Origin of the sequence: Granulicella rosea (assembly GCF_900188085.1) — a bacterium.
Taxonomy (GTDB): Bacteria; Acidobacteriota; Terriglobia; order Terriglobales; family Acidobacteriaceae; genus Edaphobacter; species Edaphobacter rosea.
This window is the reverse complement of record NZ_FZOU01000005.1, coordinates 325,791-350,009: the sequence shown is the minus strand read 5'-3', so window position 1 is coordinate 350,009 and position 24,219 is coordinate 325,791. Positions and strand designations below refer to the sequence as shown.

Sequence of the window (24,219 nt, the reverse complement as noted above, 5' to 3'; positions counted from 1 at the left end):
GCCGTCAGCGTCGTCTTGCCATGGTCGATGTGACCAACGGTTCCGATGTTTACGTGCGGCTTAGACCGGTCAAACTTTTCCTTGCCCATGTTGCTCTCCGTCTCCTGGTTACTACATCCAAGTATGGCCGGCGTCTGCACCGGCTGCTTAAAAACATCTGAAACATCAAAACGTCAGGCTACGCCATGCGAGCACCCTGGAGGGGTCCGCAACTTCAGCGCTGGGTTTTGAGTCTGACCCACCTGACGATCTCTGAAAACCTCTAGAACTTCTGGAAAATCCTGGAGCGGGAGACGGGAATCGGACCCGCGACCAACAGCTTGGAAGGCTGTGACTCTACCACTGAGTTACTCCCGCTCAAACCTGAGCCGTGACTCAAGTCAAGGCCAAAGCCCTGACCTACGTTACGCCCGCCCTGCTTTTGACTTTCGTCAAAATCCCAACACCGAAATCTGGAGCTGACGGAGAGGATTGAACTCTCGACCTCTCCCTTACCAAGGGAGTGCTCTGCCACTGAGCTACGCCAGCCTTACCTTTACAAACCTTACCATTCTAACGCGAACCGAGACGTCCGAGCAGAATGCGAAACGTAAAAAATCCCAACAAGATCCAGACCAGATTGCGATACTTTCCCGGCTCCATCGTCCACAGGACCGATACTGCCATCACAGCCATCACAATCAGCGCTACGACCATCCGTCCATTACTGCGCGGGCTCAGGTCCATTGCTATCCAATCCTACAACGAAGAGAAATAAATGGTGCACAGGGGAGGATTCGAACCTCCGTACGTCATTGACGGGCAGATTTACAGTCTGCTGCCATTAACCACTCGGCCACCTGTGCACTTCTACTGCTCTTCTACCAACTCTGCCTGTTTCCGCGTAAACGCAGCACTCTCGCCAACCGCTCAAGCCCATTTCGGAAGTTTGCTTCCGCCGGGCTACCAACCTGAGTGGGAGTGGCTTGAACTCTGCAGCCACGAAGGGACATACAGCACAACCAAATCCATTCTACCTTGTTCCCTGCTGCCAGACCGGGTAAGCGGAAGGGCGGCTGACCGTAAATTGGAGCTGACGAAGGGATTTGAACCCCCGACCCTCTGATTACAAATCAGATGCTCTACCGACTGAGCTACGCCAGCCTAATAACAGCCTTTGCGAGCCTTTGTCCGAACCCGTTACGCATGCGCAACATTGGTCCGCGCAAAGTGCCGCGCAAGTCCAGACTTTACCATAGTCGGCAACCCGGAGCAAACCCGGCGACTGCAGCGAGCGGAGGAAAACTCGCCTCGCGCAGACGGTTGCCGCAAACCCGGCAGCAAGACAGCGGCCAAGGACGGCGACCTGGAACGCTCGCTCCGAAGAACTCACCCGCGTGGCGAAAACCGGCGTCCAACAGGGCATGCGGCCTGGTTCGGCGAGAGAAATCTGTACCGTTTCCAGCGCGAAATCAGGTACAACGGACTTGACCATGTGGATGACTGCCCCGAGGCGACTGCCTGCCCTCCTCGCTCTTTTTCTGCTTTGCGCGCCCACGCTCTGCCGCGCCCAGAACATCGACGGAACCCACACGACGGAGGCGCCGCAGATGATCGACGGTCCGCAGACCCCGCCTCCAACGCCAAAACGCGCCAGCATGAACAACGACTCCGTCCTGCGCATGTCGCGCGCGGGACTGGGCGAAGATCTCATCCTGCAGACCATCGCGACCCAGCCCGGCCAGTACACGACCGATCCCGACACGCTCATCGAGCTCAAGCAGTCCGGCCTGTCGGACGCCATCATCACCGCCATGGTCAACCACGGGCGCATCCGGATCACGCCCGACAGACCCGCGCCCGCGGAGGCTCCGGAGGTCAACGAGATCGGCGTCTACTACAAGGACAATCAGGGCCGGTGGGTCGCGATCGAGCCTGAGATCGTCCACATCAAGACCGGCGGATGGCTCAAATCGACCGCCACGGACGGCATCATCAAGCAGGATCACAACGGCCATGTGAACGGCAAGGAATCCAAACTGCTGCTGCCCCGGCCGATCGAGTTCCTCATCTACACGGCCGACGGCGTGGTCGCGTCCGAGTACGAGTACCTGCGCTTTCGCCTGAACTCCAACAGCCGCGAGTTCCGCGCGCTCACCGGCGGCGTCTTCCACTCCACCGGCGGCGCCCAGCGCGACGAGATGCCCTTCGCCCCGGTAAAGACCGGACCGCACACCTATACCTTCACCGTCGGCCGGGATACGCCGGGCGGCGAGTACGGCATCCTGCCGCCGGGCACCGGAAATATCACCAACGGAGGCAAGATCTACACCTTCGCGATCAGCGAGTAGGCCGTTTGTGGGATAGCCCCGGCCCCGGGCGGCCATGCTACAAAGAACTCGCGGCGGTCTTTGCTCTCGACGAGCAGACCGCACGAGCGCAGTCACAGGCTAGCTCTGGAGTGTTCCCTATGTCCGCTGTCGCCACCCCTCTCGCCACACCCGCCGCCAACGGCCAGCTCTTCGCGAACGACGCCGCCGACCGCAGCCTCTTCGGCAGCCATTTCGACTTCAAGCCCTTCGAGTTTCGCCACCTGCTGCACCGGCAGGAGATCTTCCAGCTCCCCGCGCTGATGGAGCTGGCGGCGCGCCTGTCCGCGAAGAAAGACCAGAAGTCGCACTACGAGTCCGGCACGCCTGACGTCAACGGCTACTTCGGCCAGCGCCCGCAGGATCAGACCATGGTGCAGGCTCTCGAGAGCATCCGCGACGGCAAGAACTGGGTCATCCTCAAGCGCATCCACGAGGATCCGCTCTACGGCCAGGCGCTCGAATCGCTGATTCCCGAGCTTTCCGCACTGTCGGGCGTCGACATGAAGGACGTCTACTACGACCCGACCCTGACCGTCTTCATCACCTCGCCCGGCCGCATCACGCCCTACCACATGGACGGCGAGACCAACTTCCTGGCTCAGATTCACGGCACGAAGATGGTCTACATCTACGACGGCCACGACAAGTCGATCCTCTCGAATACCGACCTGGAGAACTACTGGACGGGAAATCTGCCGAAGATCAACCTGCCCGCCGCCCTGCCCGAGGGTACCTGGCAGTGGCAACTGAAGCCCGGCAACGGCGTCTTCAACCCCGCGATCTTCCCGCACTGGCTGCAGAACGGCCCCGACGTCTCGGTCTCGGTCAGCATCAACTTCAAGCGCAAGCAGAACTCGATCATCGGCGCGCACCGCACAAACCACTTCGCACGCAAGCTGGGGCTGAACCCCTCCGAACCGGGCAAATCGCCGGCGATCGACCGCCTGAAGACCATGACCTTCGGCAATCTCTATGAGACCGCACATGCGACGAGGACGAAGGTCCGCCAGCGTTTCGGAATCTAAGTCCCCTGCGGACATCTGAAGTTTAAGGGCACGGCTTCAGCCGTGCCGCGAGTTCCCTTTTGCCTTCCGACTTTAGCCGCTGAGGTACGCTTGTGCATATCCTTCCTCCGAGGGCCATGCATGAGCTACGACATCTTCGTCTTCGATCCAAAGGCAGCCCCCACCGGGCACGCCGAGTTTATGGACTGGTTTACCGCCGAAACCGAGGCGTCGGACTCCATCGAAGACTTCACGGATCCAAAGATAGCCAGCCAGCAGCTTCAGGGATGGTTTAGCCAGATCTCTCGAACCTTCCCTGCGCTCAACGGTCCGACGGCGCCGGCTGGCGTCAAAGATATGGACGAAATTGGCGATTACACCTTTCGACCGCACTCCGTTTACATCTCATTCGGCTGGTCGCTCGCTCAGAAGGCTGCGCAGGAGGTCTTCGAGACCGCGCAGGCACATCGCCTCGGTCTCTTCGACCTCAGTTCCGCCACGAGAGACGTCTATCTGCCCGACGGCAACCGATTGAAGATCGCGCATTCCAGTAAATCGAAAGACGGTCTGCTGACGAAGCTCGGCGGCCTCTTCAAACGAACCTGAGCGGCGATTGCCCAATTCGGAGCGCCTCGGCGGTACAATCATCCCCAGATGCACCTGCCGAATGCGTAAGCAAACCCGCTACACCCTGCTCGCCGTCCTGATCGCGGTCGCAGCCCTGGCCGTTGTGCTTTACCTGCGGCAGAAGGCGCCGCCCGAGGCCGCGCGGCTGCTCCCTGAATCCGACGCCATCGTCTACGTCAGCCTGAAGCCGTTGCGCGCCGCCACGCACTTCGACCGCACCCCCATCACGCGCAGCCCGGACTTCCAGAAGTTCATCGACGCCACCGGCATCGTGCCCGAGCGCGACCTCGACGCGGCCGCCTTCGCCCTCCACCGCATGCCCGACCCGCACGGCCCCAACGGTCCCGTCGCCTTCTCCGAGGTCTTCGAGGGACGCTTCGACGGCCAGCGGCTGGCAGCCTACCTGAACACCCTATCCAACGGAAAACAAGAGACCTACGCCGGCCACACCATCTACACCATCCCGATCGAGGGCCGCACCCTGCGCATCGCGCAGCTCGGCTACGACACCATCGCCGCCTCGAACATGCCGACGACCGAGCAGATTCACGCCATGCTCGACCGCGAGCGCACGCAGGCCAGCCCCTTCGCCGGCTCGTCGCTGCTCTCGGCCCGCTACGCCGACGTGCCGCTGCTCTCGAGCGCCTGGGCCATCGGCCACATCGGCCTGCCCTTTGCGCCCGACTCGCCCGACGCCAACCCCAACCGCATCAACCTCGCCGGCATGGAGCTGCCCTTCACGCTCGATACCGACTTCGTCGCCAGCCTGCGCTTCACCACCGCGCTCCACCTGCGCATCGAGGAGATCGCCCCCAGCGAGGCCGACGCCGCGCACTCGGCCGAGCAACTCACCACCATCCTGCAGTTCCTCAAAACCCTCGAACAGGCCCAGCAGACCTCGCCCGGCATCGTCCAGGCGACCGAGTCGGTCAAGATCGAGGCGCACAAAGATCGCGCCATCCTGACCGCGAATCTGCCCCTCGACACGATCAAAACGATCATGGCGCCCGATCAGCGATAGGGCCTTCCGCAGCACGCGCAACACCGCCGTTCGTCCACCAGGGCGAGCGGCTTTTCCTGTCATACACTCGGAATGCGCTTTCAACGGGGTGTCACAGATGTGCGATTGGTTGAGCAGGGGCAAAACAGAGGTTGCCAAAAGCAACACGGCCCTGCGGGAACAGGGCCGTCATCTCTCGTTGAAAGGAGGAAGAAGACATGTTCCGTATCAACATGCGCTTCAACCTTGCTGTCCATCTGCCCTTGCGGTGGATTGCAGCTCTGATCTACTTCTTCAAGTAGATTTGAATCACAACCTTCCGGTGAGGTGACACTCATCGGAAGTTGACAAAAGAATACGCCACTTCCCGCCGCATTTCCAGCAAAACTTCTCATCCTATCGGCTGCCCGCCATGCTAGCTTAGGAGCCAATGGCCTACGCCCACACTGCCGGCGGCACGCGCTATCGCTTCCCCACGCTGGCGGACCTGCTCGCGAAGGCCTCGCCCGCGCGTTCGGGCGATGAACTCGCCGGCATCGCCGCGCGCTCCTCCATCGAGCGCGTCGCCGCCCAGATTGCCCTCGCCGATCTTCCACTGAAGGTCTTCCTCTCCGAGCATGTCGTCCCCTACGAGGCGGACGAGGTCACCCGCCTCATCGTCGACCAGAGCCGCGCCAACGCAGAGGTCTTCAGCCAGATCGACAGCCTCACCGTCGGCGAGTTTCGCGACTTCCTGCTCTCGGACGCGGCCACCGGCGACCGCCTTGCCGCGCTGGCGCCGGCCATCATGCCGGAGATGGCCGCCGCCGTCTCGAAGCTCATGCGCCTGCAGGACCTCGTCCTCGTCTCCCGCAAGATTAGCGTCGTCACCCGCTTCCGCACCACGGTCGGCCTGCCGGGACGCCTCTCCACCCGCCTCCAGCCCAACCACCCCACCGACGACCCCGCCGGCATCGCCGCCTCCATCCTCGACGGCCTGCTGCTCGGCTCAGGCGACGCCGTCATCGGCATCAACCCGGTCTCGGACAACGTCGCGACCCTCACCACGCTGCTGCGCCTGATCGACCGCGCGCGCACCCGCTTCGCCATCCCCACGCAGAGCTGCGTCCTCGCCCACATCACCACGCAGATGCAGGCGATGGCCCAGGGCGCGCCGCTCGACCTGCTCTTTCAGAGCATCGGCGGAACGGAGGCGACAAACGCCAGCTTCGGCGTCAGCCTGTCGCTGCTCGACGAGGCACACCAAATGGCCCGCTCGCTCAACCGCCTGCCCGACGCTCCCGACGCGAACATCATGTACTTCGAGACCGGCCAGGGCTCCAGCCTCTCGGCCAACGCGCATCATGCAGTCGACCAGCAGACCCTCGAGGCACGCGCCTACGCCGTTGCACGCCACTTCAAACCCATGCTGGTCAACACCGTCGTCGGCTTCATCGGCCCGGAGTACCTCTACGACGGCCGCCAGATCCTGCGCGCGGGCCTCGAAGACCACTTCTGCGGCAAGCTCCTCGGCCTGCCCATGGGCTGCGACATCTGCTACACCAACCACGCCGAGGCCGGCCAGGACGACATGGACGCGCTGCTGACCATGCTCGGCGCCGCCGGCGTGAACTACATCATGGGCGTGCCCGGATCGGACGACATCATGCTCCACTACCAGAGCACCAGCTTCCACGACGCGCTCTACCTCCGCAGCCTGCTCGGTCTGCGACCGGCGCCGGAGTTCGAGGCCTGGCTCGCCACCGGACCGCTCAAACAGCTCAGCGTACAGGCGCTGTTGAACGCATGACGACGCCAAACGAAAAACCGCTTCAAGACCTGCCCCAAACGCCCGTCATCCTGAGCGGAGCGAAGGACCCGTGTCTTGTGTCGATGGATCGGACCGGATCGGATCTGGGCAACCGTGAGGCCCCTCATATTTCGAACGAGGCGGCAACGCATCCTGAAGCGAAGCTCGACCTCCGCACCCTCACCCCGGCCCGCGTAGGCCTCGCCCGCACCGGCTCCAGTCTGACGACGACCGACGTGCTCGACCTCGCATTAGCCCACGCCGAGGCGCGCGACGCGGTTCACGCCACGCTCAGCCTGCCGACATTCCCTGAAGAAATCGAGCGCCGTGGATGGCTCGTGGGCGCCGTAAAATCCGCCGCGCCGGACAGAACTACCTACTTGCGCCGTCCTGAGCTGGGCCGCCAGCTCAGCCCCGCATCCGCGGAATATCTTGAAAGCTGGATATCGTTGCCGAACGACCCCGAGATCGTCATCGTGATCGCCGACGGCCTCTCCGCACTCGCGGTCGACCGCCACGCCATCCCGCTGCTCGACGCCCTTCAACCCCTGCTGCCGGATTGGTGGGCTATCCCGGTCATCGTCGCCGAACAAGCCCGCGTAGCCCTCGGCGACCCCATCGGCCAGATTCTCAAAGCCCGCCTGAGCATCGTCCTGATCGGCGAGCGCCCCGGCCTCAGCTCGCCCGACTCCCTCGGCGCCTACATCACCTGGCAGCCGCGCCCCGGCCGCACCGACGCCGAGCGCAACTGCATCTCGAACATCCGCGCGCAGGGCCTCGACTACGCCACCGCCGCCGAGCGCATCGCCTACCTCTGCCGCGAGGCCGCGCGCCTGCAACTCAGCGGCACCGCCATCAAGGACGACCCCAGACTGCAGTTACCGTAGGCCCTGTACTTCCCCCGTTTTTTGTCATTCCCGCAGGGAATCTGCTTTTCGTCTTTCTCGACCGGCAAACAAAAAAGCGGCCCAGCCAATACCTTGGCCGGACCGCTCTTCGTAGGTTGAAACCTCTTACTTCGTCGCCACTTCCGAGCCAAGCTGCGCCAGCGTCACCCGCAGATACTTGTGCGGATTCACCGGCGTATTGTGGATGCGCACCTCGTAGTGGACATGGTTGCCGGTCGTCCGGCCGCTGTGTCCGACGAAGCCGATCACCTCGCCCTTCGTCACCGTCTGGCCAGCCGTCACCGCGAAGCCGCTCATGTGGCCGTAGCAGGTCTCAAGCCCGTGACCGTGGTCGATGATGACCTCGCGCCCATAGCCATTGGTCATCTCGGCCATCTTCACCACGCCGTCCGCCGTCGCATGGATCGGCGTTCCCAGCTCGGCGCGAATGTCGACGCCGGGGTGAAACTCGCCTTCGCCGTTCCCCAGCACGGGATCCTCACGCTGACCGAAGCTGCTCGAAATCTCACCGACCACAGGCCAGAGCGAAGGGCCGTCCGCGATGTTGCCGCCATCCATCCCGATCGCCGGGCCAAGCGCGCGGCCCAGGTGAATCGGAGCGTCGAGATGATCGAGCTCCAGCGGAGTCGCAATCAGCCGCGCCGCATTGCCGCTCATCGCCGAGGTGCGCAGCGTGTAGAACGCGTCCACCGATTTGTAATAGGAGTCGTCCGTGTAGTTCGTCGCAGCCAGATCGGTCAGCGGAGCCGTCCCGGCGGACTTCGCCACATCCGCATCCTTCACGCCGGCCTTCGACTTGCGCCCTGGAATGCTCAGCGTCAGCTTGCTGGTCGTCAGGCCGTAGAGCGCCGAGACCTCGCTGGCGAGCGAACCCAGCGACGCTGCCTGGATATCCTTCTCATGCGCCTGCTTTTCGAGGTTGGCGTAGTCCTTGCGCAGCGCGTCGTGGTCCGTGCGCAACTGGTTGAAGCGCGCCGTCTTGATCAGCATCCGCGAATACGAGCCTGCCATCCCCGTAATCGTGAACATGCCGATCGCCGCCGCCGCCACGAATGAGTAGGCATAATGCAGCGGCACGGGAACCTTGCTCAGGTTTCCCTCTTCATCGCGGCTGACGAACAGGATGTAAAAGCGCTTTTTCGAAGCCAATGCTGAGAACCTGTGCCCTGATTTGACCGAAGCGCCGAGGTATCCTCAACGGGGCGGTATGAGAGGGAGCCGGTCCGATGCAATTCACTTCCGCCAAATCGCATTTGGCAACGCGCATTCCGAACTGGCAGATCTCTCTTGGGCTTTCTTAGAAGATGTTAATACAACCGGTACCCTGCCGCAACCATCCAATATCGTTTTCCCACAGCAATCCGGGGTATTGACAGACGGGGTTTACCCTCGGAAGAGATGCCAGGACCCGGCAAAATTCGCGGCGAACTCGCCCTCATCGAACATATTCGACAGCGCAGCGGAGCCGTCGAAAGCCCGCTCCTTCGGCTCGGCATCGGCGACGACTGCGCCGTGCTGCGTCCTCCGCGCGGCTCCGATGTGCTTGTCACGACGGACTTTACCCTCGAAGGCCGGCACTTCCGCCGAGACTGGCACACGCCGGAATCGGCTGGGCATCGCACCCTTGCGCGCGGACTTTCGGACCTCGCCGCCATGGGAGCGCAGCCGATGGCCGCCTTCCTTTCGCTCGCCGTCCCGCGCTCGCTGGCCGCAACCGCCGCCGGGAGAAAATGGCTCGACCGATTCTTCGACGGCCTGCTCGCCCTCGCCGCGCTGCACAAGGTTCCGCTCGCCGGCGGCGACACGTCGGAGGCGCCCACCGACCACCTGCTGGCAGACATCACCCTGCTGGGCACGGCGCCGCGCGGTCGCGAACTCCGCCGCTCCGGCGCGCGAGCGGGCGACCTGCTCTATGTCACCGGCGCCCTCGGCGGAGCGGCGGCGGAGCTTCAATCGCTCTCTCAGGGCAAGCGCCCGAAGAAGCACGGCGAGCACCCGCAGCTCTTCCCCATCCCGCGCCTGGTGGTCGGACATGCCTTGTTGAAGCGCCGGCTCGCGACCGCCTGCATGGACGTGAGCGACGGCATCTCGACCGACCTTGCGCATCTTTGCCAGGCCTCGGGCGTCGGCGCCGTCGTCTTCGCGGATCCCCTGCCGCTGCATCCGCTCGCCGCGGAACACGGCAAAGAGGCGGCGTTGCAGCTCGCCCTGCACGGCGGCGAGGACTACGAACTGCTCTTCACCGCCAAACCCAGCGTGACGATGCCGCGCAGGATCGCCGGCGTGCCGGTCACGCCGATCGGCCGCATCACCGCTGCGGGGCCGATCCTGCTGGAGCGTTCCGACGGCTCCGCCGAGCCGCTCGCGCCCGCCGGCTGGGAGCACCTGCGCTAACCCGGCTATCCTGAATACATGCAAGAGGCCACCCGCATCATCCGCTCCACGCTCTCCGCCGCCACGCCAGGCCAGCCGCTGCACGCCGGCCCGGTCTTCGCCGCGCCCTTTCACGCCCCGGGCGACCCATCCGAGACCGAATACACCTACGCCCGCTCGCACAATCCCACCTGGACCGAACTCGAAGAGGCCATCGGCCAGATGGAGTCGGCAGCCGGATATGAAGCGCATGCCCGAATCTTCGGCTCCGGCATGGCGGCCTGCGCGGCGGTGCTGGGCGCGGTGCTGCGTCCGGGAGACATCGCCGTCCTGCCGTCGGACGCCTACTTCGCCGTCCGAAGCCTCTTCGCCGCGCACTTCGAGCCGATGGGCTGCATCCTGCGCACCGCTCCAACGCGCGCGATGGACGCGCCCGAGGTGCTCGCCGGCGCACGGCTGCTGTGGATCGAGACCCCCAGCAACCCCGGCATGGATGTCGCCGACATCGCCGCGCTTGCCGCGCTCGCCCACACCAACGGCACGCTCGTCGCGGTCGACAACACCACCGCCACGCCGCTCGGCCAGCGCCCCCTCGCGCTCGGCGCGGACTTTTCCGTCGCCTCCGACTCGAAGGCCATGACCGGCCACAGCGACCTGCTGCTCGGCCACGTCGCCACCCGCGATCCGGAGCTTCTGGCGAAGATCGATAGCTGGCGCACGCTGACCGGCGGCGTCCTCGGTCCCATGGAGGCTTGGCTCGCGCTACGCTCGATCGGTACGCTACCCCTGCGGCTGGCCAAGTCCTGCGCCAACGCCCAGGCCATCGCGGAGTTCCTCGCCGCGCGTCCGGAGGTCCGCGAGGTCTTCTATCCCGGTCTGCGGACGCACCCCGGACACGCCATCGCCGCGCGTCAGATGCAGTACTTCGGCCCCGTACTCAGCTTCACGCTGAAGAACAAGGCCGCCGCCGAAACCTTCCTGACCGCCGCCGAGCTGGTCACCGAGGCCACCAGCTTCGGCGGCCTTTCGACCACCGCCGAGCGCCGCGCGCGCTGGGGACATGACCTCATCCCCGCCGGGTTCATCCGCATGTCGGCCGGCTGCGAGGAGATCGAAGACCTGCTCGCCGACATGGCTCAGGCGCTCGAAAAGGCCGGCGCATGAGCCTCGGCCACGACGACTTCAAAAGAGACTGGAAAGTCGAAATCCTCAGGCAGCCGCCCCTGATCGCCCCGGCGCGCCAGTTCACCTGGCCGCTGCACATCGCGGGCGAGGAGGACGCGCTGGCTCGCGGCGCGCTTCGCCTGCTCGTGAGGCCGGCGAGCGGGGGAGTGTTTCTCGCCACCTGCGCGCTCGGCTTCACCGACCCGGCGATGCCCACCGCCGTCTACGGCAGCCCGAATCCCGGCGAGATCTGCGCCGTCGCGGGCGGCTACGCGTACATCGCGGAGGTCTCGACGCCCGAACGCTGCATGCAGATTCCGATGAAGCCGGTCGCCGAGGTGGTCCCGCTGCCGGAGCATGGGCTGCTGCTCTTCGTGGGCTTCCACACCATCGCGGCCTGGGGCAAAGACGGCGTCGCGTGGACCAGCGGCAAGCTGAGCTGGGAGGGACTGAAGCTGACATCCATCTCAGGAGACAAACTTCACGGACTCGGCTGGAACATGCTCACCGACCGCGATGTTCCGTTCGAACTCGACCTGCGCACGGGTGAACACAGCGGCGGCGGGTTTTCGAAGTAGCGATTGCAGATGGGGGAGTTTTGTTAAGGGCACGGCTTCAGCCCTGCCGTAAATGCTTGGCTGACAGCGCGGCTTTAGCCGCTGAGGTACGGTTTCGCTCGAATCGGCTTGATCCGCCAGTGCGCAGGAAAGAGTACCTCAGCGGCTGAAGCCGCAGAACAAAGCAGCGTCAGTGACACGGCTGAAGCCGTGCCCTTAAGCAGAACCAAGACGTCCTAACGCCGAAGCAGTCCGTCTTTCAATAGCTTAGATCTGCGTTCCTCCGTGTCAATCCGTGGTCGTCTTGACTTCATCCGCGGGCGCCTCGTAGAAGCTCAGCGACGCGTCGCCCTGCTTGTACTCCCGCGTCCGCACCAGCCCGCCGAAGCGTTCCGCCAGCTTGAACTTCGACTTCGACGCATGCTCCGCGACGACGATGGCGCCTGGCGCCAGCAGCTTGCGGCCGGTCGTGCTGCCCAGGAACGACAGCGTCCCGGTGTACTCGTTCTCCGCCTCGTACGGCGGATCGAGGTAGACGACGTCGATCGGCGACTTGCCCAGCCGCTGCAGCAGCGCCGCCGTGCCTCGATCCTCCAGAGCAAAACCGCTCGTAATCTTCAGCGTTTCGAGGTTCTTGCGCAGCGTCTTCAGGGCCGGAACCGCATTCTCCGAGAACCAGACGAACTCCGCGCCGCGGCTGATCGCCTCGATGCCTACCGCGCCCGTGCCGGCGTAGAGATCGACGAAGCGGCAGCCCGGAACGCGGGTCGCGAGAATGTTGAACAGCGTCTCGCGCAGCCGGTCGCTGGTGGGTCGGGTGGCCGTGCCGGGCGGCGAGGCCAGCAGACGGGAGCGGTATGTACCTGCAATGACGCGCATCTGCCGATGATACCGGCCCTCGGTATAAAGCGCATACAATGAACCTATGCGTGGTTGGACGGTTCCGTTCGGCAGAATCTTCGGCGTGGATGTGCGCATCCATTTTTTCTTCGTCCTCCTGCCGCTTCTCTGCATGAGTCTTGCGTACTCGCTGCGCCTGAATACGGGACGCGGATTTGCGCTCGCCTTCTTCCTGCTGGTCGCCGTCTGTGTGCGCGAGATCGCGCGCGGCCTGGTCGGCGCATGGGTCTCGCTTAGCCCGGTCAGCCTCATCCTGCTGCCGACCGGCGCGCTCGCCACCTACAGCCAGTCCGACGCCGATGCCGACGAATACCCCGCGCCGAACGCCGGCGAGGGCGACCTCCCAGCCGAAATCTCCGCCGAGGCCGCGCATGCGAACGCCCTGCGGAGCGCGCACCAGGCGAAGCTCCGCACCGTGGCGCTTGCCGGTCCCATCGCGAACATCCTCTTCGGCCTCACGCTCGCCGGCATGATCCTCACCTTCGCGCCGGAGATAGATCTCATCCAGATGCCCTGGGTCTCGCCCCGTCACCTGCTGCGCGCGATGGTGTGGACGAACCTGCTGCTGGCCGCGATCAACCTGCTGCCGGCCTGGCCGCTCGATGGCGGATACCTCTTCGGCAAACTTCTGGGCCGGCCCCGGCCCGTGCAGACCGCCATCGGCATCGGTCCCGTGGTCGCCGTGCTGCTGGTCGCGGCGGGCATCCTTGTGCCGAACATGTTCCTGGTCTTCATCGGCGCCGGCCTGCTCATCGTCTCGCAGTTCTTCGACGAGTCCGGTGCGAGCACCATCGAACCCCGCACAGAGACTGTGCTGATGCGCGACGTGATGATGCAGGATTACACCGTCATCTCCGCCTCCGCCACGCTCGAGGACGCGATGCGCCACTGCACCCATACCCTGCAGGACGTCTTCCCGGTCGTGCGCGGCGGCAACCTGGTCGGCGCGGTCTCGCGGCAGAACATCGTCGAGGCGCTCGAGGCCGGCGGCAACAGCTACGTGCAGGGCATCATGACGCGCAGCTTCCAGACCGCGCGCCCCGGCGACGCGCTGGTCAAGACGCTGCGCCGCCTGATGTCCGGCCGCCTCGGCCAGACCGCGCAGCTTGTGCCGGTGGTCGATGGCGAGGCAGGCCAGCGCATCGTTGGCATCATCACGCCGCAGAACCTGCAGCGCTCGATGAGCCTGCTGGACCTCAGCCGCCGCATGACGCGCGAGACCGACCTGCGCAAGGAGCAGGACCGTCCGTGAGCTTATCCGCGACCCTTTTGGAGTACGAGAGCCGTCCGCTCGCGCCGGGTCTGTACCTGGTGGCGACGCCCATCGGCAACCTCGAAGACATCACCCTGCGCGCGCTGCGGGTTCTGCGTCTGGCCGACCGGATCGCCTGCGAGGACACGCGCCAGACCCAGAAGCTGCTGAACCACTACGGCCTGAAGACCCCGACCGTCAGCTATCACATGTTCAACGAGGCCGGCCGGGCCGAGGAACTTGCGTCCGAACTGAAACAAGGCGCGCGCATCGCGGTCGTCTCGGATGCCGGCACGCCCGGCATCGCCGACCCCGGCAGCCAGATCGCAGCAGCCGCCATCGCCGCCGGGGTGCCGGTCTTCCCCATCCCCGGCGCGAACGCCGCCATCAGCGGCCTCATCGCCAGCGGCCTGCCGACCGAGGGCTTCCAGTTCCACGGCTTTTTGCCGTCGAAGGCCGGGGCACGCAAGTCGGCGCTGGAAAAGTTGCCGCGCGGGCCGGTCTCGCACCTGTTTTACGAGGCGCCGCACCGGCTGCTGGAGTCGCTCGCCGATCTGCAAACCGTCTTCGGCCCGGACCAGCACGTGGTCGTCGCACGCGAGCTGACCAAGCTGCATGAGGAATTTCTGCGTGGGCCTGTCTCGGTCATCCACGCGACACTGGCCGCAAGAGATTTAGTCCGGGGCGAGATTGTGCTGATGTTCGCCCTGCCCGAGGGTGTGGTCGAGGTGAAGCAGGTGGGGATTCTCGCCGAGGTCACCGCGCTGGTCAAAGCCGAGGGCATCAGCGAGATGGACGCGCTCAAGCGAGTCGCCCGCGAGCGCGGGATCGGGAAATCGGATGCATACCGGGAGTTGCAGCGGGAGCAGAGCCGGAAAAGATAGAGGCTGAGTTCAGGGTGTAGAACTCAGGGTTCAGAGAGCTTCTTGCACCCCATAACAGCCCGTCATCCTGAGCAACGCGAAGGACCCCTGTATTTCGTTCGCACCAGCACGGATCATCGCCGGGACGAACAAAATACAGGGATCCTTCACTGCGTTCAGGATGACGAGGGTTTGAGGAGCAGCTTTCTGAACCCTATCCCCTAAGCCCTATTCCCCGCTTTTCTAGTGTCCAAATTCCTTGCGCGGCTGGTCCGGACGCCCCTTCACCCGGTCGTACTCGTACCGGTCGCTGGTCGTGCCAAGTGACTCATTGTAAAGGTTGATCCCACCCGAGGCCTCAGTCAGCTCCTGGGTGAAGTCGTGGATGGCGCGCAGGATGTCGGCGGTTGCGGGGATCTCGATCTTCGAACCGCGCAGGAACTTCTGGTATCCGCGGTCGACCAGACGGCTGATCTCGCCGCCCAGCACCCAGCCCGGCTTGGCGATCAGCGTCACCACGCCGCCGGGACCCTCGGCGATCTCCGCCGCGCAGCCGTATTTGCGAACCTGAAAGGCCCCCGGAGTGCGCTTTGCACCCTCTTGCGCCGGCGCGACATCGAATCGTTGCGTGCCGAGCAGGGAAAGAACGTCGTTGAAGCTACGCTGCTGCATCTTTTTTGCCATAAGATTGAACTCAACTCAACTTTCGCACATCCGCCGCTCAAGCTCAATCGAGCCGCACAGGAAAGCATCGAATACCGCATGACGACGACCCTCGGCAGCACGATTCTTGGCACTTCGATACTGGACCGCATCGGCAATACCCCGCTCGTTCGCCTGGACGAGATTACCGCGCACCTGCCCGGCATTCAGATTCTCGGCAAGGCCGAGTGGGCCAACCCCGGCGGATCGGTGAAGGATCGCGCCGCCTCCTCGATCGTGCTCGATGCCCAGCGCAAAGGCCTGATCGGCCCCACGAAAGGCCTGATCGACGCGACCTCCGGCAACACCGGCATCGCGTACGCCATGCTGGGCGCGGCCCTCGGCTTCGAAGTCACCCTCTGTATGCCGTCGAACGTCTCGCCCGAGCGCAAGCGCTACGTCTCTGCCTATGGCGCGAAGCTCGTCTGGACCAACCCGGCCGACGGCTCGGACGGAGCCATCCGCAAGGCGCGGGAGTTGGTCGCCGCCGAACCGGACCGCTACTTCTACGCCGACCAGTACAGCAACGAAAACAACTGGCTCGCCCACTACCGCACGACCGCCCCGGAGATCTGGGAGCAGACGCAGGGCCGCGTCACGCACTTCGTCGCCGGCCTCGGCACCAGCGGCACCTTCGTCGGCACGACCCGCAAGCTGAAAGAGTTGAACCCGGCCATTCAGTGCATCTCCATGCAGCCGGACTCGCCCTTCAACGGTCTCGAAGGCCTGAAGCACATGGCGACCGCCATCGTGCCCAAGATCTACGACGCGACGATCGCCGATCAGAACATCCCGATGGAGACCGAACGCGCCTATGCGATGGCGCTGCGGCTGGGCCGGAGGTCCGGCATCCTCGTCGGCGTCTCGGCGGCGGCGGCGGTCTGCACCTGCCTCGACATCGCCGAGCGCGAGGCTGCGGCCGGACGCGAGGCCGTGATCGTCACCATCCTCTGCGACTCCGCGGAGAAATATATGTCCGAACGTTTCTGGCAGGAAGGCTGAGAAAATATGCTGCGCATCCAATTCCCCCACTACGAAGCCCTCCGCATCCACGGCGAAGAGACCTACCCGCACGAGTGCTGCGGCGTGCTGCTCGGCAAGAACGAGCCGGGCCAAGACGGCCCGGTGAATGTCGTCCACCAGATCGTCCGCGCCGGCAACACGCGTACAGACTCCGCGCACAACCGGTACAACATCGCTCCGGGCGAGCTGATCAAGATTCAGCGGCAGGCGCGCGGTCTGGGCCTGGACATCGTCGGCTTCTACCACTCGCACCCGGACCACCCCGCGATGTGGTCTTCGACCGACATCGCCGAGGCGCACTGGCTGGGTTGCAGCTACGTCATCACCCGCGTCGCGCAGGGCAAGGCCGAGGTGACCAACTCGTTCCTGCTGCTCGGCACAAGCGAAGAGGACAAGAGCTTCGCGGATGAGGCGATCGAGATCGAGATCGCCGAGGCCGTCAGCTAGCTATCAATCTTGCTTAACCACAAACGCTTGTCATCCTGAGCGAAGCGAAGGACCTGCGTTTTCCTGTAGCTCCGCCGCCGCCCCGGAGAACACGCAGGTCCTTCGACTTCGCTGCGCTCCGCTCAGGATGACAGATGGTTTGGGCAAGTCCAAAGAGAACCGACGCAGAACGCGGTAGACTATAAGAAGATGACGAGCACCTCTCTCCATCACGAGTTTTGCGGACGATGTCGGGCCCTCTGCGCCGGACCGTTCCGCGTCTCCGCGCTCTAGCCTGCCCTCGGCTGCGCGGAAATCCGATACTTTTCTCATCCCCACACATCTGAACCCTTCGAAGACGTACGTTTCGACACGAGGACACGCATGAAGATTCACATCCCTACTCCGCTACGCGCCTACACTGGCCAGAAAGAGACCGTGGAGGCATCCGGCGCAACCGTCGGCGCAGCGCTGGAGCAGCTCGTCACCAGCTACCCCGATCTGCGCGGCAATCTCTTCTCCGCCGACGGCAAGCTCCGCTCCTTCGTCAACGTCTACCTCAACGACGACGACATCCGCTACCTGCCGGAGAAGGAAGCCACGCCCGCAACCGACGCCGACGAGCTGACCATCATCCCGTCCATCGCCGGCGGAACCCCCACGGCAGTCGAAGAGCCAGCCGTCGCCGAGCTGCCGACGCTGACCAACGACGAGATCAGCCGCTACTCGCGCCACCTCATCCTGCCCGAGGTGGGCATGGAGGGCCAGCGCAAGCTGAAGGCCGCGAAGGTGCTCTGCGTGGGCACCGGCGGACTGGGCGCGCCGCTCGCGCTCTACCTCGCGGCAGCCGGCATCGGCACCATCGGCCTCGTCGACTTCGACACCGTCGACGAGAGCAACCTGCAGCGCCAGATTATCCACTCGACCGCGACCGTCGGCAAGCTGAAGGTCGATTCTGCCGAGATCATGTTGAAGGGTCTGAACCCGACCCTGAATGTCGTCAAGCACAACACCATGCTCACCAGCGCCAACGCGCTCGAGATCATGAAGGACTACGACGTCATCGCGGACGGCACGGACAACTTCCAGACCCGCTACCTGGTCAACGACGCCTGCGTCCTGCTGGGCAACAAGCCCAACGCCTACGGCAGCATCTTCCGCTTCGAGGGTCAGGCGTCGGTCTTCGCGACCGAGGAAGGCCCGTGCTACCGCTGCCTCTACCCGGAGCCGCCACCGCCGGGCCTCGTGCCCTCCTGCGCCGAAGGCGGCGTGCTCGGCATTCTGCCGGGTCTGGTCGGCGTCATTCAGGCGACCGAGGTCATCAAGCTGATTCTCGGCATCGGCGACACGCTCGTCGGCCGCCTTCTGCTGGTCGACGCGCTCGGCATGAGCTTCCGCACGCTGAAGCTGCGCAAGAACCCCGACTGCCCGGTCTGCGGCACGCACCCGACCGTCACCGCGCTGATCGACTACGACCAGTTCTGCGGCATCGAGAAGCCGACCGAGGCCGGTCCGCTCGAGGTCTCCACGCATAAGGCTGTGGGCTCGGAGGCGGTGGTCGACGGCATTCCGCAGATCTCGGTCGAAGAGCTCAAGGCGCGGCAGGACGCCGGTGACAAGCCGTTCATCCTCGACGTCCGCGAGCCGCACGAGTACCAGATCGTCAACATGGGCGCGCCGCTGATCCCGCTCGGTGAGGTTGCGCTGCGCTCGGTTGAGCTTGGCGACAAGAATCAGGAGATCATCATCCACTGCAAGTCCGGCGCACGCTCGCAGAAGGCAGCCGTGGCCCTCAAAAACGCTGGCTTCACCAACGTCAAGAACCTCTCGGGCGGCATCCTGGCCTGGGCGGACAAGATCGACAAGACGCTGCCGAAGTACTAAACGACGACGGCCTGACGCCGATCCGCACCGACAAAACCGATCAAGAACAAATCGATGTGATTTGTTCTTGATCGGTTTTGTCGGTGCAGATCGGTATTAAGTTTTTTCGTACGCTAGTCGTTCCGCTCCAGCATCTGCAGGCAGAGAGGCCGCTCCAGCATGCAGTCCATCTTTGCGATCGACGACACCGCCTGCTCGATGGTCGAGGTCAGGCAAGGCTCGGTCGTCACGACGAACGCCAGCCTGTGCTTCGGATACCCCGGACGCTGCAGGATCGAGTCGATGTTCGCGCCAACCTTCGACAGCGCGCCGGAGATGGCCGAGACGATGCCCGGCTTGTCGTCGACGATAAAGCGCAGGTAGTGCGGCGCAAGGAAGTCGCCGGTGACGGTGCGCTTGCGAATTGGCAACTGCACCGTTGCGCACTTCTGCGAGACCGCCAGCAGGTCCGAGACCACCGCGACCGCCGTCGGCTCGCCGCCCGCGCCGTGGCCGGAGAAGACCACATCGCCGCCGAAGCGTCCGCTTGAAACCACCATATTCTGCGTGCCGTGCGACCAAGCGATCGGCGAGCTGAGCGGCACCAGCATCGGCGCAACGCGCGCATGGACGGTCGTGCCGTCGGCCTGCGCGCTCGAGATCTGCCGGATGGTGCAGTTCAGCTCCTTGGCATAGGCGAAGTCGACCGCGTCGATGACCGAGATGGACTGCGTCGGCACGTCGTCGGGATTCAGCTCCGCGTGCATCGCGATGCGGGCCAGGATGCAGAGCTTCGCGCGCGCGTCGTAGCCGTCGACATCGGCCGAGGGATCGGCCTCGGCATAGCCCAACTGCTGCGCGTCGGCGAGCACCGTGAGGTAGTCCGCGCCCGTCTCCATGCGGCTGAGTATGTAATTGCACGTGCCGTTGACGATGCCGCTGAGCCGCGTCACCTGGTCGCCGCCAAGACCTTGCAGAATGCCCGGAATGACCGGCACGCCGCCCGCCACCGCCGCGCCATGCAGCAGGTAAACGCCGTTCGCCGCGGCCAGCTTCATCAGGCCCGGACCGCGATAGGCGATCAACTGCTTGTTCGCCGTCACGACGGACTTGCCCGCCGCGAGCGCCTTCTTGATCCAGCTCTCGGCCGGGGTCAGGCCGCCGACCAGCTCAACGATCACGTCCGCGTCGGACGCCAGCAGCACGTTCACGTCATCGGTCCAGACGACCGACTTCGGCACGAACTTCGCCGTCGGCAACGCACGCTTGCGCGCGACATCGCGGTTGAAGATATGCGTCAGCTCGAGGCCCGGCAGTTTCAGCTCGGCCAGCAGCTTCGCCACCGAGCTGCCGACCGTGCCGAAGCCGATGAGCGCAATCCTGGTCGTGGCCTTTGGCGTGGGAGCGGTTTTCTTCGCTGGGGCTTTGGCGGGGGGCTTCACGGACGTCTTGCTGGCAACCTTGCGTGTGGTCATGTGGGCTCAGTATTCGATCTTTTCGGTGAACTCGCACCAGGTCTTGAAGCTGACGATGCCCTCTTCGCGCATCATGTTTTCGGTCGGCAGGGCGCGCTCTTCGAGTGGCAGGCGAACCTGCTCGTAGAAGAAGGAGTCGTCGAACCCGGCGTCCGCGGCATCCTTTGCGGTAGCCCCGAAGAAGATCGCCTCGCAGCGCGCCCAGTGGATGGCGGTCAGGCACATGGGACAGGGCTCGCAGCTCGAATAGATGGTGCAGCCAGTGAGCTGGAAGGAGCCGAGCGCCTTGCAGGCGTTGCGGATGGCGGTGACCTCGGCGTGGGCCGTGGGGTCGTTGGTCGCGGTCACGAGGTTGATCCCCGTCGCGACGACCTTGCCGTCTTTTACGACGACGGCGCCAAACGGGCCGCCGCGTCCGGAGAGGACGTTTTCCGTGGCGAGGTCGATCGCCTGTTGCATAAACTCTGGGTTACCCTGCATTTCACTCACAATCTTGACGTTACACACTTGCCCGCGGCGAGAGTCACGGGATAATGAAGATTATGGCATACGGATCAGGCTCCAACCCCGTCGCATACCTGTCCTCGCGCATCGTTACGCCCGGCGGCATTGTGGCCGGCGCCCTGCTGGTCGATTCCGGAAAGATCGCCGCCATCTGCCCGCTGGCCGAGCTGCCGGCGGACGTCGCGCGCGTCGACTGCGGCGACGCAGCCATCCTGCCCGGACTCGTGGACACGCACGTCCACATCAACGAGCCCGGACGCACCGAGTGGGAGGGCTTCGCGACCGCCACGCGCGCCGCCGCCGCCGGGGGCTACACACTGCTGGTCGACATGCCGCTGAACTGCCTGCCCGAGACCACCACCGTCGCGGCGCTCGACGAAAAACGCGAGGCCGCGAAGGGAAAGACGCTCGTCGACTGGGCCGCCTGGGGCGGGGCCGTCGCGGACAACCAGAACGACCTGCTGCCGCTCGCCGCCGCCGGCGTTCCGGGGTATAAGTGCTTTCTGATCTATCCCGGATGCGACGGCTTCACCATGATCGACCTCGAACAGCTCGAAGCCGCGCTGCCGCACATCGCAGAATCCGGCCTGCCGCTGCTGGTGCATGCCGAACTCGCCGGGCCGATCGACGCGGCCTGCGCCCGGTTGAACGAGTCCGGCGCGGACTGGAGCGTCTACGACACTTACCTGCAGTCGCGTCCGGACGAGGCGGAGCTCGTCGCGATCCGCCTGATGATCCGGCTCTGCCGCCAGTACGGCGTCCGCCTGCATATCGTGCATCTGGCGACCGCGCTGGCCCTACCGGAGCTGGCCGCCGCCAAGGCCGAAGGCCTGCCCATCACAGTTGAGACCTGCCCGCACTATCTACATTTCGCCGCAGAAGACATCCCCGACGAGGCCACCCAGTATAAGTGTGCCCCGCCGATCCGCAGCCGCGCGAACCGCGACGGCCTGTGGCAGGGGCTGCGCGACGGCATCATCGACCTGATCGCGACGGACCACTCGCCCTGCCCGCCGGAGATGAAACGCGCCGGCAACGGCCGCTTCGACCTGGCGTGGGGCGGGATTGCGAGCCTGTCGGTCGCGCTGCCGGTCATCTATACGGACGCGCTGGCGCGCGGGCTGACGCTGGAACACGTCGTCCGCTGGATGGGACCAGCACCCGCCGCACTGGCCGGCATGAACGACCGTGCAGGCATGCTCAAGCCCGGACGGGACGCCAACTTCGTCGTCTTCTCCCCGGAGGCCGAGTTCACCGTGGAGGAGGCAGGACTTCACTTCCGACACAAGATTTCGCCATATCTGGGTGAACGGCTGAAGGGGGTCGTCGAGGCCACCTACATCCGCGGTGAGGCGGTCTTCGAAAAAGGTGTGTTCGCCGTCACCACACCGGGGCGTGAACTTACGCTATCCTAGCCAACACCGATGAACGACACCTCTCAACATAAGGGATACGCTTGCTGCTTCTGCGGTCTTCCTATCGATCCTGACCCGCCCGACGTCGCAACCCTTACTTATGCGACGTGTCTTGGACAGGCGAAGCATCTGCAACACGAACAGGAGTTCTACTGCCACACGGTCTGCCTCGAATCGAAGCTTCACCCCCAAGCCAAGATTTACGCCGCCTTTCTGGCGACAAACCCGAGTTCTGAGACCGAAGATACCGCCGATGACGAATGACAGACTAGATCGCTGGAACGAACTCCCCGCCCAAGCGGCCGCCGAAGCCGTTCTCCCCTGCAACGGCTCGACCGCCTGGGCTGACGGACTCGCCGCAAAGCGCCCCGTCGCCGACGAAGCCTCCCTGCTAGCCCTCTCCGATGCCATCTGGAGCTCCCTGACCGCCGACGACTGGCAGCAGGCCTTCGACAGCCACCCCCGCATCGGCGAGCGCAAGGCCAAGGCCGCAACCGACAGCTCGCTGAAGTGGTCGAGCCAGGAGCAGTCCAAGGCCATGGCCGCCGACAGCAAGAAAGACAGCGCCGCCGCGCTCGCCGAGGGCAACGCCGCCTACGAGGCGAAGTTCGGACGCATCTTCCTCATCTGCGCCACCGGCAAGTCCGCCGCAGAGATCCTCGCCAGCCTGCACCAGCGGCTCAACAGCACACCCGAGGCCGAGCTGCTCGAGGCCGCCGAACAACAACGCCAGATCACGCAGCTACGCCTTCGGCGCTGGCTGGGAGAACCATAACCGATGGGACTTTCGACCCACATTCTGAACACCGCAAGCGGCCGCCCGGCCGAGGGTGTCGCCATCTCCCTGCATTACCTGAACGAGGGACGCTGGCAGCACCTGAACGACGGCCGCACCGACGCCGACGGCCGCTGCAAGACGATTTTGCCGCCGGCCATCGCGTTCGAGGCCGGCATCTACCGCCTGCGCTTCGAGACCAAACCCTACTATCTGGCGCAGGGCACGCCTGGACTCTATCCTTATGTGGACATTGTCTTTAACATTGAAGACCCAGGCCAGCACTACCACATTCCCCTGCTCCTGACCCCCAACGGCTACACCACCTACCGAGGAAGCTGAACCCATGTCGAATGTCGAACTTGTTGCAAATCGCTACGGAAAACACCGCGTCCGCCTGATGAAGGTCACCCGCCACCCGCATGGCAACGAGGTCTTCGAGTGGACCGTGCAGGTGCTGCTGAAGGGCGACTTCGAGACCGTCCATACGCTCGGCGACAACAGCAAGGTGCTCGCGACCGACACGATGAAGAACACGGTCTACTCGGTCGCCCGCACCTCGAAGGCGTCGACGCCAGAGGTCTATGCGACCGAGCTGGTGGACTTCATCCTCAGCCGCAACCCGCAGGTCTCGTCGGCGAACGTGAACATCGAGGCGCACCTGTGGAAGAGGCTTAGAGTCGATGGCAAGGATCATCCCGACACCTTCATGCGCGGCAGCGCCGAGGTGCAGACCACGCACGTCGAACGCGGGCGCGACGGCGTGCTGCATGTAACTTCAGGACTATCCGGATTGAACCTGCTGAAGACCGCCAACTCCGCCTTCGCGGGCTTCCTGCGCGATTCGCTGACGACGCTGCCCGATACGCAGGATCGCGTCTTCGGCACGGTCGTCCAGGCCGAGTGGGTGTACTCGGACACCAACATCGACTTCGACGCCGTGCGCGCGACCACTCGCGAGACGCTGCTGAAGACCTTCGCCAATCACGTGAGCCTGTCGGTCCAGCAGACGCTCTACCAGATGGCCGAGGACGCCATCAACGCCGTCCCCGCCATCTCCGAGATCGAGATTGCAATGCCCAACAAGCACTGCCTGCTGATCGATCTGTCGCGCTTCGGACAGGACAATCCGAACGAGATCTTCGTGCCCACGGACGAGCCGCACGGATACATCGAGGCGCGCATTCGGCGGAAGTAACGCTTTGAGAGCTTAAAGCTGTGAACTTACATCTTTAAGCTCTCGAAGAC

At 64.4% G+C, this 24,219-nt stretch carries 25 protein-coding genes and 4 tRNA genes; 18 read left to right on the top strand and 11 right to left on the bottom strand.

Annotation, left to right across the window (positions count from 1 at the left end; all coding sequences use genetic code 11):
• From CHB87_RS22640 to CHB87_RS15445, 6 genes are all read right to left on the bottom strand, one after another.
• A partial coding sequence (locus CHB87_RS22640) for a GTP-binding protein (RefSeq protein WP_142988399.1) occupies positions 1–89 on the bottom strand: 89 nt, incomplete at its 3' end.
• Between the two features lie 193 nt (positions 90–282).
• Positions 283–357, bottom strand: a tRNA-Gly gene (locus tag CHB87_RS15460).
• Positions 358–453: 96 nt separating this feature from the next.
• A tRNA-Thr gene (locus tag CHB87_RS15455) sits at positions 454–528 on the bottom strand.
• 24 nt (positions 529–552) lie between these two features.
• Positions 553–726, bottom strand: a complete 174-nt coding sequence (locus CHB87_RS22335; protein ID WP_176441794.1) for a hypothetical protein — start codon at positions 724–726, stop codon at positions 553–555.
• A gap of 32 nt (positions 727–758) precedes the next feature.
• Positions 759–845: transfer RNA gene (locus CHB87_RS15450), tRNA-Tyr, on the bottom strand.
• A gap of 222 nt (positions 846–1,067) precedes the next feature.
• Positions 1,068–1,143: transfer RNA gene (locus CHB87_RS15445), tRNA-Thr, on the bottom strand.
• Between the two features lie 329 nt (positions 1,144–1,472).
• On the opposite strand from CHB87_RS15445, the gene CHB87_RS15440 reads away from it, so the two are divergent.
• From CHB87_RS15440 to eutC, 6 genes are all read left to right on the top strand, one after another.
• Positions 1,473–2,330 carry a hypothetical protein gene (locus CHB87_RS15440; RefSeq protein ID WP_245818030.1) on the top strand — a complete coding sequence of 286 codons (858 nt, stop codon included), beginning with the start codon at positions 1,473–1,475 and terminating at the stop codon, positions 2,328–2,330.
• 119 nt (positions 2,331–2,449) lie between these two features.
• Positions 2,450–3,376, top strand: coding sequence for a hypothetical protein (locus CHB87_RS15435; protein ID WP_089409320.1), 927 nt, complete (start codon positions 2,450–2,452; stop codon positions 3,374–3,376).
• Between the two features lie 120 nt (positions 3,377–3,496).
• Positions 3,497–3,961 carry a hypothetical protein gene (locus CHB87_RS15430; protein ID WP_089409319.1) on the top strand — a complete coding sequence of 155 codons (465 nt, stop codon included), beginning with the start codon at positions 3,497–3,499 and terminating at the stop codon, positions 3,959–3,961.
• Positions 3,962–4,022: 61 nt separating this feature from the next.
• Positions 4,023–5,003, top strand: a complete 981-nt coding sequence (locus tag CHB87_RS15425) for a hypothetical protein (protein ID WP_089409318.1) — start codon at positions 4,023–4,025, stop codon at positions 5,001–5,003.
• A gap of 409 nt (positions 5,004–5,412) precedes the next feature.
• A complete protein-coding gene (locus tag CHB87_RS15420) occupies positions 5,413–6,771 on the top strand; it encodes an ethanolamine ammonia-lyase subunit EutB (RefSeq protein ID WP_089409317.1) in 1,359 nt (452 codons plus the stop codon).
• Positions 6,768–7,658, top strand: a complete 891-nt coding sequence (eutC, locus tag CHB87_RS15415; RefSeq protein ID WP_245818029.1) for an ethanolamine ammonia-lyase subunit EutC — start codon at positions 6,768–6,770, stop codon at positions 7,656–7,658. The genes CHB87_RS15420 and eutC overlap by 4 nt, the downstream gene beginning before the upstream one ends.
• Positions 7,659–7,784: 126 nt before the next feature.
• Here the strand turns inward: eutC and CHB87_RS15410 are convergent, their stop codons facing one another.
• On the bottom strand, positions 7,785–8,828 hold the full coding sequence (locus CHB87_RS15410) for a M23 family metallopeptidase (RefSeq protein WP_245818028.1): 1,044 nt from the start codon (positions 8,826–8,828) through the stop codon (positions 7,785–7,787).
• A gap of 249 nt (positions 8,829–9,077) precedes the next feature.
• Here CHB87_RS15410 and thiL point away from each other — a divergent pair, with 249 nt between their 5' ends.
• The 3 genes from thiL to CHB87_RS15395 are packed head-to-tail and all read left to right on the top strand — an operon-like array spanning position 9,078 to position 11,794.
• Positions 9,078–10,073, top strand: a complete 996-nt coding sequence (thiL, locus tag CHB87_RS15405; protein WP_089409316.1) for a thiamine-phosphate kinase — start codon at positions 9,078–9,080, stop codon at positions 10,071–10,073.
• Between the two features lie 18 nt (positions 10,074–10,091).
• Positions 10,092–11,216 (top strand): cystathionine gamma-lyase, encoded by a 1,125-nt coding sequence (locus CHB87_RS15400; RefSeq protein ID WP_089409315.1) that lies wholly within the window; start codon positions 10,092–10,094, stop codon positions 11,214–11,216.
• On the top strand, positions 11,213–11,794 hold the full coding sequence (locus CHB87_RS15395; RefSeq protein WP_089409314.1) for a hypothetical protein: 582 nt from the start codon (positions 11,213–11,215) through the stop codon (positions 11,792–11,794). The genes CHB87_RS15400 and CHB87_RS15395 overlap by 4 nt, the downstream gene beginning before the upstream one ends.
• 267 nt (positions 11,795–12,061) lie before the next feature.
• On the opposite strand, the gene rsmD is transcribed toward CHB87_RS15395, so the two are convergent.
• Entirely contained in the window at positions 12,062–12,751 is a 690-nt protein-coding gene (gene rsmD, locus CHB87_RS15390) for a 16S rRNA (guanine(966)-N(2))-methyltransferase RsmD (RefSeq protein ID WP_342743575.1), read from the bottom strand.
• Here rsmD and CHB87_RS15385 point away from each other — a divergent pair.
• Together CHB87_RS15385 and rsmI are read left to right on the top strand one after the other, a co-directional pair.
• Positions 12,738–13,925, top strand: coding sequence for a CBS domain-containing protein (locus tag CHB87_RS15385; RefSeq protein WP_245818027.1), 1,188 nt, complete (start codon positions 12,738–12,740; stop codon positions 13,923–13,925). The genes rsmD and CHB87_RS15385 overlap by 14 nt on opposite strands.
• A complete protein-coding gene (rsmI, locus tag CHB87_RS15380; RefSeq protein WP_245818026.1) occupies positions 13,922–14,809 on the top strand; it encodes a 16S rRNA (cytidine(1402)-2'-O)-methyltransferase in 888 nt (295 codons plus the stop codon). The genes CHB87_RS15385 and rsmI overlap by 4 nt, the downstream gene beginning before the upstream one ends.
• A 222-nt stretch (positions 14,810–15,031) precedes the next feature.
• Here the strand turns inward: rsmI and CHB87_RS15375 are convergent, their stop codons facing one another.
• Positions 15,032–15,472, bottom strand: coding sequence for a hypothetical protein (locus CHB87_RS15375; protein ID WP_089409311.1), 441 nt, complete (start codon positions 15,470–15,472; stop codon positions 15,032–15,034).
• A gap of 78 nt (positions 15,473–15,550) precedes the next feature.
• Here CHB87_RS15375 and CHB87_RS15370 point away from each other — a divergent pair, with 78 nt between their 5' ends.
• From CHB87_RS15370 to moeB, 3 genes are all read left to right on the top strand, one after another.
• Positions 15,551–16,492 (top strand): PLP-dependent cysteine synthase family protein, encoded by a 942-nt coding sequence (locus tag CHB87_RS15370; RefSeq protein ID WP_089409310.1) that lies wholly within the window; start codon positions 15,551–15,553, stop codon positions 16,490–16,492.
• Positions 16,493–16,498: 6 nt separating this feature from the next.
• A complete protein-coding gene (locus CHB87_RS15365) occupies positions 16,499–16,960 on the top strand; it encodes a M67 family metallopeptidase (protein ID WP_089409309.1) in 462 nt (153 codons plus the stop codon).
• 363 nt (positions 16,961–17,323) lie between these two features.
• On the top strand, positions 17,324–18,823 hold the full coding sequence (gene moeB / locus CHB87_RS15360) for a molybdopterin-synthase adenylyltransferase MoeB (RefSeq protein ID WP_089409308.1): 1,500 nt from the start codon (positions 17,324–17,326) through the stop codon (positions 18,821–18,823).
• A 113-nt stretch (positions 18,824–18,936) separates the two neighbouring features.
• Here the strand turns inward: moeB and CHB87_RS15355 are convergent, their stop codons facing one another.
• Together CHB87_RS15355 and CHB87_RS15350 are read right to left on the bottom strand one after the other, a co-directional pair.
• The gene (locus tag CHB87_RS15355) at positions 18,937–20,277 is read right to left on the bottom strand and encodes a homoserine dehydrogenase (protein WP_089409307.1); all 1,341 of its coding nucleotides are present in this window, start codon (positions 20,275–20,277) and stop codon (positions 18,937–18,939) included.
• Positions 20,278–20,283: 6 nt separating this feature from the next.
• Positions 20,284–20,736, bottom strand: coding sequence for a nucleoside deaminase (locus tag CHB87_RS15350; protein WP_281252352.1), 453 nt, complete (start codon positions 20,734–20,736; stop codon positions 20,284–20,286).
• Between the two features lie 83 nt (positions 20,737–20,819).
• On the opposite strand from CHB87_RS15350, the gene allB reads away from it, so the two are divergent.
• The 4 genes from allB to pucL all read left to right on the top strand — a co-directional run bounded on the left by allB (position 20,820) and on the right by pucL (position 24,169).
• Complete coding sequence (allB, locus tag CHB87_RS15345; RefSeq protein WP_089409305.1) at positions 20,820–22,196, top strand: allantoinase AllB; 1,377 nt, start codon at positions 20,820–20,822, stop codon at positions 22,194–22,196.
• Between the two features lie 253 nt (positions 22,197–22,449).
• On the top strand, positions 22,450–22,971 hold the full coding sequence (gene uraD / locus CHB87_RS15335) for a 2-oxo-4-hydroxy-4-carboxy-5-ureidoimidazoline decarboxylase (protein ID WP_089409303.1): 522 nt from the start codon (positions 22,450–22,452) through the stop codon (positions 22,969–22,971).
• A gap of 3 nt (positions 22,972–22,974) precedes the next feature.
• Positions 22,975–23,313: a hydroxyisourate hydrolase gene (uraH, locus tag CHB87_RS15330; RefSeq protein WP_089409302.1), complete on the top strand. Its 339-nt coding sequence runs from the start codon at positions 22,975–22,977 to the stop codon at positions 23,311–23,313.
• 4 nt (positions 23,314–23,317) lie between these two features.
• Positions 23,318–24,169: a factor-independent urate hydroxylase gene (gene pucL, locus CHB87_RS15325; protein ID WP_089409301.1), complete on the top strand. Its 852-nt coding sequence runs from the start codon at positions 23,318–23,320 to the stop codon at positions 24,167–24,169.
• Positions 24,170–24,219: the final 50 nt, after the last annotated feature.

Excerpts from the sequence above, each read along its gene's own strand:
- CHB87_RS22335 (WP_176441794.1), bottom strand. The coding sequence starts at position 726 with ATGGACCTGAGCCCGCGCAGTAATGGACGGATGGTCGTAGCGCTGATT.
- CHB87_RS15440 (WP_245818030.1), top strand. The coding sequence starts at position 1,473 with ATGTGGATGACTGCCCCGAGGCGACTGCCTGCCCTCCTCGCTCTTTTT.
- CHB87_RS15435 (WP_089409320.1), top strand. The coding sequence starts at position 2,450 with ATGTCCGCTGTCGCCACCCCTCTCGCCACACCCGCCGCCAACGGCCAG.
- CHB87_RS15430 (WP_089409319.1), top strand. The coding sequence starts at position 3,497 with ATGAGCTACGACATCTTCGTCTTCGATCCAAAGGCAGCCCCCACCGGG.
- CHB87_RS15425 (WP_089409318.1), top strand. The coding sequence starts at position 4,023 with ATGCGTAAGCAAACCCGCTACACCCTGCTCGCCGTCCTGATCGCGGTC.
- CHB87_RS15420 (WP_089409317.1), top strand. The coding sequence starts at position 5,413 with ATGGCCTACGCCCACACTGCCGGCGGCACGCGCTATCGCTTCCCCACG.
- eutC (WP_245818029.1), top strand. The coding sequence starts at position 6,768 with ATGACGACGCCAAACGAAAAACCGCTTCAAGACCTGCCCCAAACGCCC.
- thiL (WP_089409316.1), top strand. The coding sequence starts at position 9,078 with ATGCCAGGACCCGGCAAAATTCGCGGCGAACTCGCCCTCATCGAACAT.
- CHB87_RS15400 (WP_089409315.1), top strand. The coding sequence starts at position 10,092 with ATGCAAGAGGCCACCCGCATCATCCGCTCCACGCTCTCCGCCGCCACG.
- CHB87_RS15395 (WP_089409314.1), top strand. The coding sequence starts at position 11,213 with ATGAGCCTCGGCCACGACGACTTCAAAAGAGACTGGAAAGTCGAAATC.
- rsmD (WP_342743575.1), bottom strand. The coding sequence starts at position 12,751 with ATGCGCACATCCACGCCGAAGATTCTGCCGAACGGAACCGTCCAACCA.
- CHB87_RS15375 (WP_089409311.1), bottom strand. The coding sequence starts at position 15,472 with ATGGCAAAAAAGATGCAGCAGCGTAGCTTCAACGACGTTCTTTCCCTG.
- CHB87_RS15370 (WP_089409310.1), top strand. The coding sequence starts at position 15,551 with ATGACGACGACCCTCGGCAGCACGATTCTTGGCACTTCGATACTGGAC.
- CHB87_RS15365 (WP_089409309.1), top strand. The coding sequence starts at position 16,499 with ATGCTGCGCATCCAATTCCCCCACTACGAAGCCCTCCGCATCCACGGC.
- moeB (WP_089409308.1), top strand. The coding sequence starts at position 17,324 with ATGAAGATTCACATCCCTACTCCGCTACGCGCCTACACTGGCCAGAAA.
- CHB87_RS15355 (WP_089409307.1), bottom strand. The coding sequence starts at position 20,277 with ATGACCACACGCAAGGTTGCCAGCAAGACGTCCGTGAAGCCCCCCGCC.
- CHB87_RS15350 (WP_281252352.1), bottom strand. The coding sequence starts at position 20,736 with ATGCAACAGGCGATCGACCTCGCCACGGAAAACGTCCTCTCCGGACGC.
- allB (WP_089409305.1), top strand. The coding sequence starts at position 20,820 with ATGGCATACGGATCAGGCTCCAACCCCGTCGCATACCTGTCCTCGCGC.
- uraD (WP_089409303.1), top strand. The coding sequence starts at position 22,450 with ATGACGAATGACAGACTAGATCGCTGGAACGAACTCCCCGCCCAAGCG.
- uraH (WP_089409302.1), top strand. The coding sequence starts at position 22,975 with ATGGGACTTTCGACCCACATTCTGAACACCGCAAGCGGCCGCCCGGCC.
- pucL (WP_089409301.1), top strand. The coding sequence starts at position 23,318 with ATGTCGAATGTCGAACTTGTTGCAAATCGCTACGGAAAACACCGCGTC.